Annotated in this window: 11 protein-coding genes; 7 read left to right on the top strand and 4 right to left on the bottom strand. The window is 75.6% G+C overall.

The genetic code is table 11. The features are described 5' to 3' along the window. Positions 1-21 precede the first annotated feature (21 nt). From ACIQI7_RS14735 to ACIQI7_RS14720, 4 genes are all read right to left on the bottom strand, one after another. The gene (locus ACIQI7_RS14735) at positions 22-1,365 is read right to left on the bottom strand and encodes a condensation domain-containing protein (protein ID WP_401109190.1); all 1,344 of its coding nucleotides are present in this window, start codon (positions 1,363-1,365) and stop codon (positions 22-24) included. Positions 1,366-1,454: 89 nt separating this feature from the next. Further along, positions 1,455-3,086 (bottom strand): amino acid adenylation domain-containing protein, encoded by a 1,632-nt coding sequence (locus ACIQI7_RS14730; RefSeq protein ID WP_401109187.1) that lies wholly within the window; start codon positions 3,084-3,086, stop codon positions 1,455-1,457. Between the two features lie 103 nt (positions 3,087-3,189). Beyond that, positions 3,190-4,392: an NAD-dependent epimerase/dehydratase family protein gene (locus ACIQI7_RS14725; protein WP_401109186.1), complete on the bottom strand. Its 1,203-nt coding sequence runs from the start codon at positions 4,390-4,392 to the stop codon at positions 3,190-3,192. Then, entirely contained in the window at positions 4,385-5,422 is a 1,038-nt protein-coding gene (locus ACIQI7_RS14720) for a TauD/TfdA family dioxygenase (RefSeq protein WP_401109184.1), read from the bottom strand. The genes ACIQI7_RS14725 and ACIQI7_RS14720 overlap by 8 nt, the downstream gene beginning before the upstream one ends. 391 nt (positions 5,423-5,813) lie before the next feature. Here ACIQI7_RS14720 and ACIQI7_RS14715 point away from each other — a divergent pair, with 391 nt between their 5' ends. The 7 genes from ACIQI7_RS14715 to ACIQI7_RS14685 all read left to right on the top strand — a co-directional run bounded on the left by ACIQI7_RS14715 (position 5,814) and on the right by ACIQI7_RS14685 (position 12,956). Continuing rightward, positions 5,814-6,692 carry a BTAD domain-containing putative transcriptional regulator gene (locus ACIQI7_RS14715; protein WP_401109182.1) on the top strand — a complete coding sequence of 293 codons (879 nt, stop codon included), beginning with the start codon at positions 5,814-5,816 and terminating at the stop codon, positions 6,690-6,692. Further along, entirely contained in the window at positions 6,626-7,630 is a 1,005-nt protein-coding gene (locus ACIQI7_RS14710; RefSeq protein WP_401109180.1) for an aldo/keto reductase family protein, read from the top strand. The genes ACIQI7_RS14715 and ACIQI7_RS14710 overlap by 67 nt, the downstream gene beginning before the upstream one ends. 148 nt (positions 7,631-7,778) lie before the next feature. Beyond that, positions 7,779-8,762, top strand: coding sequence for a trypsin-like serine peptidase (locus tag ACIQI7_RS14705; protein WP_401109178.1), 984 nt, complete (start codon positions 7,779-7,781; stop codon positions 8,760-8,762). Between the two features lie 124 nt (positions 8,763-8,886). After that, positions 8,887-9,435, top strand: a complete 549-nt coding sequence (locus ACIQI7_RS14700) for a CGNR zinc finger domain-containing protein (protein WP_401109176.1) — start codon at positions 8,887-8,889, stop codon at positions 9,433-9,435. Positions 9,436-9,587: 152 nt separating this feature from the next. Continuing rightward, positions 9,588-10,061 carry a GNAT family N-acetyltransferase gene (locus tag ACIQI7_RS14695; protein ID WP_401109738.1) on the top strand — a complete coding sequence of 158 codons (474 nt, stop codon included), beginning with the start codon at positions 9,588-9,590 and terminating at the stop codon, positions 10,059-10,061. A 27-nt stretch (positions 10,062-10,088) separates the two neighbouring features. Next, entirely contained in the window at positions 10,089-11,180 is a 1,092-nt protein-coding gene (locus ACIQI7_RS14690; protein WP_401109174.1) for a hypothetical protein, read from the top strand. Positions 11,181-11,279: 99 nt separating this feature from the next. After that, on the top strand, positions 11,280-12,956 hold the full coding sequence (locus tag ACIQI7_RS14685) for a DUF885 domain-containing protein (RefSeq protein WP_401109172.1): 1,677 nt from the start codon (positions 11,280-11,282) through the stop codon (positions 12,954-12,956). Positions 12,957-12,970 lie beyond the last annotated feature (14 nt).

Below are 12,970 nucleotides of genomic sequence, written 5' to 3'. Positions count from 1 at the left end.
GTCGGTGGGTCGGTCGGCGGTTCAGGGCGCGGGTGCGCAGGGGTCGGGGGAACGGTCCAGATGGGCGGCGAGGGTGCGGCGCAGCGCGTCGAAGCCGGAGTGCGCCGCCGCCCGATCGACGAGCCCGGGCTGCCACCCCAGCCGCACCAGCAGGTCGGTGGCGCCGCGCGTGACGGCCACCGCCAGGGGGGTCTGGAGGGCCAGGGCCTCCCGGTGGGTCTCCAGGCCCTCGACGCCGCCCAGTTCCAGCGGCGGGCGCCGGGTGGCGTCCTCCTGCGCCACGAGCGCGTCGAACAGCGCGTGCCGGGCGGGGCCGCGGAGCCGCGCGAGCCGCAGGACCTCGTCGAGCGGGGTGTCGGCGTGGTCGAGGTCGTCCCACCAGCGGTCGGTGAGGTCGTCCGGGTCCGCGCCGCAGGGGGCCACGCAGAGCACCGTGTTGAGGAAGCAGCCCAGGACGGGGGCGGCGCCCGGCGGCCGCCCGCCCCACGGGTAGCCCACGGTCGGGGTGGCGCCGCCGGGGGCGCCGGCCGTGACCCCCGCGACCGCGGTGACCGCCGCGGCCGTCGCGCCGAGCACCGCGGGGAAGAGGGCGATGCCGGCCTCCTCGGCGGGCGCCGGCCTGCGGTACCGGAGCAGCCCGGCGACGGCGTCCGCCCGCCCGGGGCCGGCGGCGGCCCGCCGGGCGGCGACGCCGGTCGGCACCAGCTCCGCCAGCCGGCCCGCCCAGTGGGCGAGCGAGCCCGGCCGGGAGGCGGCGCGTTCGACGGCGAGCTGCCGTTCCACCGCGTCCCGGTACGCCTCGGCGTCCGACGCGCCGGTGGCGGCCAGCACCTCCCGCGGATCGGCCCGCTCCCGGTAGGCGCGGCCGAGGCCCTCGGTGATCAGCCCCAGCGACTGTTCGTCGCAGGCGGCGTGGTCCACGACCACGGCCAGCGTCTCCACCTCCGGTTCGGCCTCCGAGGCGGCCAGGAACAGCCGCAGCGGCGGGCCGTCGGGGCTCCAGGTGCGCAGGGCCCGCCGCAGCGCCCCGTCGGTGGACTCGCCGGGCCTGGCCGTCACCCGGTGGACCGCGCCCCGGGGCTCGGCGAGCCGCTGGACGGGCAGGTCGGCCGCGGTGTCGAACCGCGTGCGCAGCACCGGGTGCCGGGCCGCGAGCCGCGCGGCCGCCGAGCGCAGCAGGTCCGGGTCGACGGCGCCGCGCGGGAACCGGAAGTACAGCGGGACCAGCAGCGGCGGGACGTCGCGGGCGAGCCGGCGCATCGTCAGGAAGCGGCGTTGCGCCCCCGTGACGGGGAGGACGCCCGGGTGGGCGGCGGCGGCCGAGCGGAACTGTTCGAGGTACGTGGCGGTGATGTTCTCGCCCATCGGTGGACTCCAGCGGTCGGCGGCGGTCGGCGGTGGCCGGCGGTGGTCGGCGGCGGTCAGGTGCGGCGAAGCGGCAGTGCGGCGGACGGTCAGTGCGGAGCGCCCACGGCCTGGTCGGGGTCGCGCAGGCGGGCGAGCAGCGCGGCCCGGTCGACCTTGCCGTTGGCCGTGACGGGCAGCGCGGCGGCGACGTGCCAGGCGGTCGGCACCATGTAGTGCGGCACGTGGCGGCGCAGTTCCCGGGCGAGTGCCTGCGGGAGGGGCCCGGCCGGCCCGGCCGTCCGCCCCGCCGGTACGACGAACCCGACGAGACGGGCGTCCGGGCCTTCGCCGGTCTTCTCGACCACGGCCGCGTCGAGCAGTCCGGTGGCCAGCAGGGCGCGTTCCACCTCCTCCGGCTCGATGCGGAAGCCGCGCAGTTTGACCTGGCGGTCCCGGCGCCCCAGGAACTCCAGCGCCCCGTCGGCGCGCCGGCGCACCAGGTCCCCGCTGCGGTAGACCCGCTCACCGTCGGGCAGCAGCACGAACCTCTCCGCGGTGAGCCCGGGTTGGCCGAGGTAGCCGGTCGCGAGGCGGGGGCCGCCGATGCACAGCTCGCCGGGCTCGCCGGACGGCACGGGTGCGAGGTCGGGGCCGAGCACGGCGACGGTGGTGTGCGGGAGCGGGAAGCCGATCGGTATCCGGTCGAGCCCGTCGAGGTTCCCGGCGTCGCAGCGGAACGCGGTGGTGAAGGTCGTGGCCTCGGTCGGGCCGTAGACGTGCAGCACCTGTCGGGGCGGACGGACGGCGCACAGGCCCCGGACCATCTCCGGGTCGACCGCCTCGCCGCCGAAGAGCAGGACGCGCAGCGGCGCGAAGGCGCCGGGTGCGGTGCGGTGCACCAGGTCGACCAGGGCGGTGGTGAGGAACATGACGTCGATCCGGTGCCTCGCCAGGTTGTCGGTCCACTCCTCCAGCGGCACTTCGGCCACGGCGGGCAGGACGACCACCGTCGCTCCGGACGCCAGGGTGTTCCACACCTCGAAGGTGACGGGGTCGAAGGCGGGGCTGGCGACGTGGGCGACGCGGTCCCCGGGGCCGACGGGGCAGTAGCCCCCGCCGGCGATGAAGTGCGTGATGGCCGAGTGGCTCAGCACCACGCCCTTGGGCCGGCCGGTGGAGCCGGAGGTGTAGCCGATGAACGCGGCGTCGCCGGGTGCCACGAACCGGACGGGTGCCGCGTCCTCGACGGGCGGCGGCACGTCCTGAACGGGCTCCGGGGCCTCGACGGGCGGGGTGTGCCGGCCCTGCACCGCCCGGTCGAACAGGTCGCCGGGCGTCAGCCGCGGCGGCCGCTGCCCGGACGGGCCGGTGCCGGCCGGGCCGGCCGTCACCACGGCGTCGGCGTCGCAGTCCCGGACGACCGCCTCCCGGCGCGCCGCGGGTGCGTGCGGGTCGACGGGGACGTAGGCCGCCCCCGTACGCAGGACGCCGAGGAGCACCGCCACCAGGTCGGGGGAGCGCTCCAGCGCCACCACCACGCGCGCCCCCGGTCCGACGCCGTGCCGGGTGAGCGCCGAGGCGACCTCGCCCGACCGCTCCCAGAGCTGCGCGTAGGACAGTTCGCGGCCCAGGACGTCCCGGACCGCGCAGGACTGCGGCCGCGCCGCCACCTGGCGCGCCACCAGGACGTGGACGCCCGCGAAGGGCGTCCCCGCGGCGTCCGGTGCGGTGCTGCTCATCGCGCTCTCCGTTTCTCCGGACCCGGCCGGAAGGTGCTGCTCGGAACGTTCTGCTCGGAAGGCCGCTCGGAAGGCCGCGCCCGGCAGGCCCCGACCGGCGGTCTCAGCCATGTCCCGCCCCGGCGGCCAACGTCGCCGCCAGCAGCGGCCGCCAGTCCTCCCGCAGGCCGGTTCCGTAGCGCGCGTCGAACAGGTCGGTGCGGTAGCGCCAGGGCCGGTGCAGGGCCGGCGGCAGGTCCGGTGCCGTCCGTACGGCGGATCCGCCGCCCATCAGCGCCGCCAGCTCCCCGGCCAGCTCGGCCCAACCGACGTGACCGGCCACGGCGTTGACGGTTCCGCCGGCCGGGCGGTCGAGCATGTCCGCCAGGGCGCGGGCCAGTGCGGCCGCCCCCACCCAGGGGACCCCGGTCCAGCCGTGTCCCTCGGGGACCAGCAGCGGTTCGCCCCGCAGTGCCCGCTGGTGGAAGGTGCGCAGCGCGCCGAACCGCAGCTGTTCGCCCAGCCGGCGATGCGGCCCCCAGACCAGGGGGACGCGGACCAGGCTGACGCCGTCCCGGGCGCTCCGGCGGTCCGCCGCGTCGAGCAGCAGGGACTCGCAGCGTTCCTTGCCCCGCCCGTAGTCGCTGACCGCTCCCTCGGCGCCCTGCCCCTCGCGGACCGTCGGGCGGGCCGGGCGCCCGTAGGCGTCGACGCTGCTGACGAAGACGAAGGGGCCGCCCTCCCAGCCGTCCGCCAGTGCCCGCAGCGCGGCCTCGTCCACGTCGGGGCGGGTGAAGGTGCAGGCGGCGTGCACGACCGCGTCGGCTCCGCGGGCCGCCGCCCGCAGGCCGTCGGGCTCGGCCAGGTCCCCGTCCACCGGCTCGGCTCCGGTCCCGGCCAGGGCGGCGGCGGACTCGGGCCGGACCAGCGCCCGTACCCGGTGTCCGCGGGCCAGCAGCTCGGCGACGACGAAGCTGCCCACGGCGCCGGTGCCGCCGGTCACCAGGACGGTTCCCCGGCCGCTCGTCGCGGCCCCGGCCCCGGCCCCGGCCGCGCCGGGCGCCGGGTGCGGCGGGGCGGTGCGGCCGCGCAACTCGGCCAGGAGGGCGCGGGGCGTGGGGTGCTCCATCACGTCGAACCCCGTGACGGGCACCCGCAGCAGCTCGCGCAGCCGGTCGGCGAGCAGCACCGCGAGGAGGGAGTGGCCGCCCGCCGCGAAGAAGTCGGTGTCCGGGCCGGCGGCGGCGGACAGGCCGGCCGCGTACACGGCCGCGATCCGCTCGGGATCCCAGTCCGGCCGGGCGTCGGGGCGGGCGGGCTCAGTCATCGCGTGCTCCGGAGAGGGCCGGGGAGCCGCCGGACCGCCGGACGCCGTCCGGGCAGCAGCGGTCGACGACCGCCTGCCCGTAGCCGTGCTCCGCCCGCTCCGAGGCCGGCCGCCCGGTGCGGTGCGGCAGGCGGACGAGGGTGCGCTTCAGCCAGCGGTCCGTACCGTCGTAGCGGGCCCGGAACGGCACCCGGCCGTGCACGACGACGTCGTTGTCCACGACCAGCACGTCGCCCGGTTCCAGCACCACGGCCTGGGTCACCCGCTCCAGTTCGGCTTCCAGCCGGGCGTAGGCGCCGCGGAACACCGGGTCCGCGCCGTCCCGCCGGGTGTAGGCCGGGTCGAAGCGGATGCCCAGCCCCTCGGGCGTCCGCCACAGCGTGCGCACCGGCACGGGCGGCCGCGCGGAGCGCACGGTGTAGGCGTCGTCGGGCAGGATCGGCACCGTCGGCCGCGTCAGCGCGGCGACGTCCTCGGCCGACAGGTCCGTCGACCGGACGCTCGCCGCCGTCGTCGACACCCGGTCCGGGTTCCGCAGGCAGCACAGCATCAGCACGTCGGCCCGGCCGGGGTGGAAGGCGTCCTCGGTGTGCGGGGCGAGGAGCACGGCGCTGCTGGCACCGGTCTGCTGCTCCTCGTGGCCGGGCGAGGGCACGATGTTGTGGACGGTACGGCCGTTCTGCTGGCCCTCCCACGCGAGCGGGTGCCCCAGGACGGAGGCGAGCAGGAGGAGCACCACGTCCCACCGGGCGCCCGCGTCACCGGCCTGCCGCCAGCCCAACGGGGTCGGCTCCAGGGGGTGGTCGGCGACGGGCAGGCCGCGCAGGACGTACATGCCCTCGACCGGGAAGCCCCGGCGCACGGCCGCTACCAGGGATTCGGGCAACTCGCGGGCGGCACGGGGAAGTTCGGCGAGGAGTTCGGGGCTGTCGGGGGCGCCGTGCCGCGCCAGCAGTCGTTCCGCGGCGTCGACCAGGCGGCGCGCGGCGGGGGGAGCGAGCACGGAGACCGGCGGACTCGCTGTCGGCATAGTCGATTCCTCTGTTCGGGGCAGGGTGTGACCGGCTGCCCGGAGAAGACGGGCGTCCCGGGTGGGAGGCGGGCGGCCGATGGCCGGGCCCGCGCCGCTCCGAAGGACGCGGCTCCCGCCGGAAGCCCGTCGGGCCCGGCGGCTCGGCCAGTCAAACAGGGCCGCGTAGAATCCCCGTCAATTCGCCGTAGAACACCGCGGGAACCCGTAACCGCTCCGCCGGCCCGCCGGATTCCACCCGGCGGCCGGGTGCCGTGAACCTTTTTCCGGCTCAATTCGTGTATGACCTGTACGCCTTGACGCTCCGTCGGTGTGTGCGCACCATTGAACCCGCCGCCGAGAAAGCCTGGAGGCTTCCGTGTTCGCTGTCCGCCTGTTGGGACCGCTCTCCGTGTCGAACTCCCGAACCACGGTCGGCATTTCCAGCCCGAAACAGCAGGCCGTCCTTTCCGCACTCGCCCTCTCGAACGACAGGAAACTCACCACCGAGAAAATCGCCACCGCACTCTGGGGCACCGAGCAGCCGCGCACGGCCGCCGAAACCGTCCGCACCCACGTGTACCTCCTGAGAAAGACCCTGCGGGCCGCCGGAATCGACATCGTCGGGAATTCCGGCAGGTCCTACCAGCTCGACGCGGAGAAGGCGTCGGTCGATCTCGACGAGTTCCGGAGGATCGTGTCCCTCGCCGAGGCGGCGAAGCTGGACGGAAGGACCGCGGAGGCCGCGGACCGCTACGCGGAGGGAATCCGCCTGTGGCACGGGGAACCCCTCCGTGACGTGCCGGGGCCGCTCGCCGAGGCCAAGCGGACGTTCCTCGGCGAACTGCTCCGCACCACCCGGAGCGAACGCCTGCGCTGCCGGATGAGGCTCGGCGAGCACCTGGCCGCCGCGACCGAACTGTGGGAGCTCACCGCCGAGAACCCGCTCGACGAGGGCCTGCGCGAGCTGCTCATGGTCTGCCTGTTCCGGGCCAACCGGCAGGCCGACTCGCTGGCCGTCTTCCGGGACACCGGACGGCTGCTGAAGGAGGAGCTCGGCGTCGGCCCCTCGCCCCAGCTGAGCCGGACGCACCAACGCATCCTCGACCGCGACCCCGCGCTGCTCTGGTCGCCCGAGGCCGCCCCCGGCCCGGCCCCGCGGAGCGGCGCGCCCCACCGTTCCCCCCTCCACCACCCCCCGCACCGAGAGGAGCGAACCCCCTCATGGAGTACCGCCACCTGGGCGCCAGCGGCGTCCTGGTCAGCGAGATCGCGTACGGCAACTGGCTGACGCACGGCTCCCAGCTGGACGACGAGCAGGCGATCGCCTGCGTGCACGCGGCCCTGGACGCGGGCATCACGACCTTCGACACCGCGGACGCCTACGCCGCCACCCGCGCGGAGCAGGTCCTCGGCCGCGCGCTGCGCGGACGGCGGCGCGAGGGGCTGGAGATCTCCACCAAGGTGTACTTCCCCACCGGCCCCGGCGCCAACGAATGCGGGCTGTCGCGCAAGCACCTGATGACCGCGGTCGAGGGCTCGCTGCGCCGGCTCGCCACCGACCACGTCGACCTCTACCAGGCCCACCGCTTCGACCCGCACACTCCGCTGGAGGAGACGATGCAGGCGTTCGCGGACATCGTGCGGTCCGGAAAGGCCCACTACATCGGGGTGTCCGAATGGACGGCCGGGCAGATCCGGCGCGGGCACGCGCTGGCCCGGGAACTCGGCGTCCCGTTCGTCTCCAACCAGCCGCAGTACTCGATGCTCTGGCGGGTGATCGAGGCCGAGGTGATCCCGGCCTGCGTCGAACTCGGCATGGGCCAGATCGTCTGGTCGCCGCTCGCCCAGGGCGTGCTCACCGGGAAGTACCGCGCCGGCCGGGAGGCTCCCGCCGGCACCCGGGCCACCGACACCAAGGGCGGGGCCGGGAACATCGGCGAATTCCTCCGCACCGACGTGCTGGAAAGGGTCGCGGAACTCGAACCACTGGCGGCGGAGGCGGATCTCACCCTGCCCCAGTTCGCGCTCGCCTGGGTCCTGCGCGATCCCGCGGTCTCGGCCGCCGTCATCGGCGGCACGGACCCCGCGCAGATCCGCGAGAACGCCCGGGCCTCCGGTGTCCGGCTCGATCCCGGGCTGGTGGCGAGGGCGGAGGAGATCCTCGCCCCCGTCACCGAGAGCGACCCCTCGCTCACCGCCGCGCAGACCCCCGCCCGACGGCCCTGACCGGTCAACGCGCATCCGCCCGCATTCTCGTGTCCGGAAATCCCTGACACGTCTTCAGTAACGCCCGTCGCGGCACGGATCGGCGATGGCGGCCGACCGCCCGCCGGATTCCGTTCAGCGACGGCGAAGAATCCGCCAAAGGAGTGGAATGATGATTCGCCACGGAAAGACGACGGCCGGTGCCGCGGCCTTCGCCGGCGCCCTGTTCGCCTTCACGGCGTTCCTCGGAACGGCCCCCGCCGGCGCGGCGGGCCTCGGCACCGCGGCAGCGCCGAGGCCCGTCACGGTCGCGACGGCCACCGCGGGTGCCGACGCGGCGGCCTACTGGACCCCGGAGCGCATGCGGCAGGCGGTGCTCGACTCGGAGGGCGGCACCGCGGCCGCCCCCGACGCGGCGGGCTCCCGATCGGCCGGTTCCGAAGCGGCCGGCTCCGAAGCGGCGGCCTTCGGAGCAGCCGCCTCGGGGGCCACCGCCGAGCAGCGGCTCGCCGGCACCTACGACCGGCGCGTCGGCAAGCTGTTCTTCACCCGGAACGGGCAGGCCAGGGAGTGCGGCGGGGTCTCGGTGACCCCGGGCAAGCTCAAGGGGATGGTGGAGACCGCCGCGCACTGCATCCGCAACTCCAGCGGTGACGCGCAGAACGTCGTGTTCGTGCCCGCGTACGACAACGGCAGCACGCCGTACGGGAAGTTCCCGATGAACCGGGCGGCGCTCGCCGGCAACTACACCCTCGGATCGCCGGTGGGCGACGTCGCCTACCTCGACCTCGGCGTCAACGAGCAGGGCAAGGGGCTGGCCGAGATCATGGGCGGCTACGGGGTCTCGTTCGGCGACCCGAAGGATCCCACCGGCGCCTTCACGACCGTGTACTACCCGTCCGGCACCCAGACCACCTGCGGCGCCTTCGCCAGTGCCGACCCCAAGTACCCGGGCCAGGGGATCTGGCTCATGCTGTGCGGCGGGAACCTGGCGCAGAGCGGAGCCCCGATCCTGTGGGTCGACCCGAGCAGCCACGCGTCCTGGGTGGTGGGCACGACCCGCGGTGACGTGACGATCAACAACGAGGTGTTCTTCCAGGGGCAGATCAACGAGTCCCACGCCCAGGCGGCGTACGAGACCCTCGCCAAGTAGGCCGTCCGCAGGGGCGGTTCGGGGGTGGCGCCGGGTCCGGTGCCACCCCCGAGGTGCCGGGCGGTCCGCGGCCGGCCACGGCGGAGGACTTGCCTCGGGCCTTGTCACTGGCCAGTATGGTTACGTGAATCACGCATTCCCCTGCGGGACCCCGGCCCTGGACTTCGTCGGCACGCTGCGCGCCCGGCGCAACGCGGAGCCTCTGGAGAAACTGGCCACGCCCGCCCTGCTGGACGACTGGTTCGTCGAGTCGGGGACGCTGGACGCGGCGCCCGGCGCGAACGAGGCCGAGGTGGCGATCGCCGTGCGGCTGCGCGAGGCGATCTACGACCTGGTCGCGGCCCGGCTCCACGGCCGGCCGCTCCCGGCCGAGGCGGTGGCGGAGGTCAACCTGCACGCCTCCGGCCTGCCGGTGACGGTCCGGCTCGCTCCGGAGGGCGTCACCCTGACCGGGTCGGTCTCCCAGGCCCTGGCGACGCTGGCCCGCGAGACCGTACGGCTCGTCGGCGGGGAGGAGGCCGCGCTGCTGCGGGAGTGCGCCCGCCCGGAGTGCACCCAGGTCTACCTCGACCGCTCGCGGGGCCACCGCCGGGAGTGGTGCGCGATGCGCACCTGCGGCAACCGCGTCAAGGCCGCCAACTACCGGGCGCGCCAGAACGCCTCCCAGTCCTGACCGGACCCCTCCCGGCCGGACCCCTCCCGGCCGGGCCCCTCCCGGCCGGGCCGCCCGACCACCCGGGCCGCCCTCCTCGGCCTCGGCCACCGACCCGACCCGCACCCCTGGAGCACGCCCCGGTGTCCACCTCCCTCCCGGCTCCCGTCCCGATGGGCCCCGAGCACGCCGAGCAGGTCCTGGCCGTCTACCGGGCGGGCATCGAGGAGGGCGACGCCACCTTCGAGACCACCGTGCCGACCTGGGAGGCCTTCGACGCCGCCCGCCTGCCCGAGCACCGGTACGTCGCGCTCGGAGCGGACGGCCGGGTGCTGGGCTGGGCCGCGGTGAGCCCGGTCTCCGCCCGCCCGGCCTACGCCGGGGTGGTCGAGCACTCCGTCTACGTCCACCCCGGCGCCCGCGGCCGGGGCGTGGCCCGTCGCCTGCTGGAGGCGCTGATCGCCTCCACCGAGCGGGCGGGGATCTGGACGATCCAGTCCTCGGTCTTCCCGGAGAACACCGCCAGCCTCGCCCTGCACGCCCGCACCGGCTTCCGCGTCATCGGCACCCGCGAGCGCGTCGCCCGCCACCACGGCCGCTGGCGCGACACCGTCCTGATCGAACGCCGCAGCCCCGTCGTCGGCTGAAGCGGCGGCCGGTGGCAGGATGCGCGGGTGAACGAGATCCTGCGCGCCGCCGAGCGACTGCTGACGACCCCGCTGCACGACGCCGTCGACCTGGGCGGGAGCAGCCGCACCACCGTGCTGCGCTGCCGGACGGCCGACGGGCGGAGCGTCGTCGTCAAGGCCTACACCGGCGGGCCGGACGCGCTGCGCGGCTTCACGGCGGAGGCGGCCGGGCTCGCGCTCGGGCTGGCCGGCCCGCCGCTGCTCGGGGTGGACCCGGAGGTGCCGCTGGTGGTGCTGGAGGACTTCGGGGGCGCCCCCACCCTGGCGGACCTGCTGCTGGGCGACGACCCGGCGGCCGCGGAGGAGGGGCTGCTGGCCTGGGCGGCAGGGCTGGGACGGCTGGCCGCCCGCTCGGTGGACCGGCAGGCCGACCTCGCCCGGCTGTGGGCGCGGTACGACAGGGGGATGCCGACCTGGGCGGACGAGCCGTGGATCGCGCGCAACGCGACCGCCTTCCCCGGCGTCCTGGAGCAGTCCGGCGTCGCGGTGCCGGACGGGCTGGCCGAGGAGCTCGCGCGGATCGGGACGGCGGGCGGAGAGGAGTACCCGGCGTTCACGCCGGGGGACACCTGCCCGGACAACAACCTGCTGACCCCGCAGGGGCTGCGCCTGATCGACTTCGAGGTCGCCTGCTACCAGTCGGTGTTCCTGACCGCGGCGTACTGCCGGATGCCGTTCTCCACCTGCTGGTGCGTCTTCGCCCTCCCGGCCGGGCTCGCCCGGCGGATCGAGGCGGCGTACCGGGCCGAAGTCGTACCGGTGTACCCGGCGTTGGCCGACGACGCGGTGTGGGAGGACGGCATGCGGCAGGCCGTCGCCGTGTGGACGGTGGACGCGACCGTACGCCTGCTCCCGCGCGCCGCCGAGGACGGCCCGATGCACCGCACCCGGCGGCCGGTGCCGACCCGGCGTCAGGTGCTCAAGCACCGCTGGGAGGCGGCCGCGCGACTGGCCGGTCTCCCCGCCTTCACGGAGACGATGCGCCGGCTGTCGCGGGACGTCGCCGACGGATGGGGCGTGGACCCGTTGCCGGGGTATCCGTGCTTCGGACCCGGCCGGACGGGGCACGGCGGGTGAGCGTGGCCGGTCCGTCCTGCGGGCGGCCTGCCGGAGGCCCGCCCGGCTGCGAGGCCGGCCGACTGTCGTGCGGAGCTGTCGATGGATCAGGATGACGGCATGGCAAACGAAACGATCACCGCGCGCACCATCGCCGACCGCCACCTCGAACAGGTGGCGGCGCACGTTCCGCTGGTCGCCGCCTGGTTGGGCCTGAACCCGGGGGACGAGCGGCAGCCGGACCTCTCGCCGGAGGGGTTCGAGGCACTCGCCGGCCTGGCCCGGGGCACGCTCACCTCGCTCGCCGCGCTGCCCGCCCCGGCGGACCCCGCCGACCTGGCCTGCGCCCGGCTGCTCCGTGAGCGCCTGACCGCCGAACTGGCGGTGCACGACTCCGGCGAGCACTTCCGCCAACTGCGCAACATCGCCGCCCACGTCCACCAGGTACGCGACATCTTCACCTACATGCCGACCGCCACCGACGACGACTGGGCAGCGGTGGCCGGCCGGATGCGCAACCTGCCCGCCGCGCTCGACGGGTACCGCGCGACCCTCACCGAGGGGATGGACCGGCGCCTGCTCGCGGCACCCCGCCAGGCGGCCGCCGTCGTCGACCAGCTCACCGCCTGGACCGGCGGAGGCACCGGCGGCGCGGGCTGGTTCGCCGAGTTCGTCGCCTCCGGCCCCGAGCGGCTGCGCGGCGAACTGGACGCCGCCGCCCTCCGGGCCACCGCCGCCGTCGCCGGGTTCCGCGACTGGCTGCGCGACACCTACGCCCCCGCCACCACCGGAACCCCGGATGCCGTCGGCCGGGAGCGGTACCGGATCGCCGTACGCCACCACACCGGCGCCGACGTCGACCTGGACGAGGCCTACGCCTGGGCCTGGGACGAGTTCCGCCGCACCGCGGCCGAGATGCGCACCGCGGCCGACCGGGTGCTGCCCGGGGCCGGAGTCCTGGAGGCCATGCACCACCTGGAGAAGCACGGCCCCGCCGTCGAGGGCGAGGAGGCGGTCCGCGACTGGCTGCAGCAGCTCATGGACGGGGCGATCACCGCTCTCCACGGCACCCACTTCGACATCTCCGGCCCGCTGCGCCGGGTGGAGTCCCGGATCGCCCCGGCGGGCAGCGCCGCCTCGCCGTACTACTCCGCCCCCAGCCTGGACTTCAGCCGCCCCGGCCGCACCTACTTCCCCACCGTGGGGCGGCAGACCTTCCCCACCTGGCAGCTCGTCAGCATCTGGTACCACGAGGGCGTCCCCGGCCACCACCTGCAGCTCGCCCAGTGGGTCGCCGTCGCCGACCGGCTCAGCCGCTACCAGACCACCCTGGGCAAGGTCAGCGCCAACGTCGAGGGCTGGGCACTGTACGCCGAACGCCTGATGGACGAACTCGGCTTCCTCGACGACCCGGCCCACCGCCTCGGCTTCCTCGACGAGCAGATGCTGCGCACCATCCGGGTGATCATCGACATCGGCATGCACCTGGGCCTGGCCGTTCCCGCCGACGCGGAGTTCCACCCCGGCGAGCGCTGGACACCGGAACTCGCCACGGAGTTCATGGCCACGTACAACGGCAGTCCGGCGGAACTGCGGGACAGCGAGATCGTCCGCTACCTCGGCTGGCCCGCCCAGGCGATCGGCTACAAGCTCGGCGAGCGCGCCTGGCTGGCGGGGCGTGAGGCCGCCCGCCGCCGCCAGGGCGCCGCGTTCGACCTCAGGGCGTGGCACATGAAGGCCCTCGCCCAGGGCTCGCTGGGCCTCGACGACCTCGCGGACCAGCTCGCCGCGCTGTAGTGGGCCGCGCCCCT

Origin of the sequence: Kitasatospora sp. NPDC092039 (assembly GCF_044756065.1) — a bacterium.
In the GTDB taxonomy this organism is placed as follows: Bacteria; Actinomycetota; Actinomycetes; order Streptomycetales; family Streptomycetaceae; genus Kitasatospora.
This window is presented reverse-complemented; position numbering and strand designations above follow the sequence as displayed.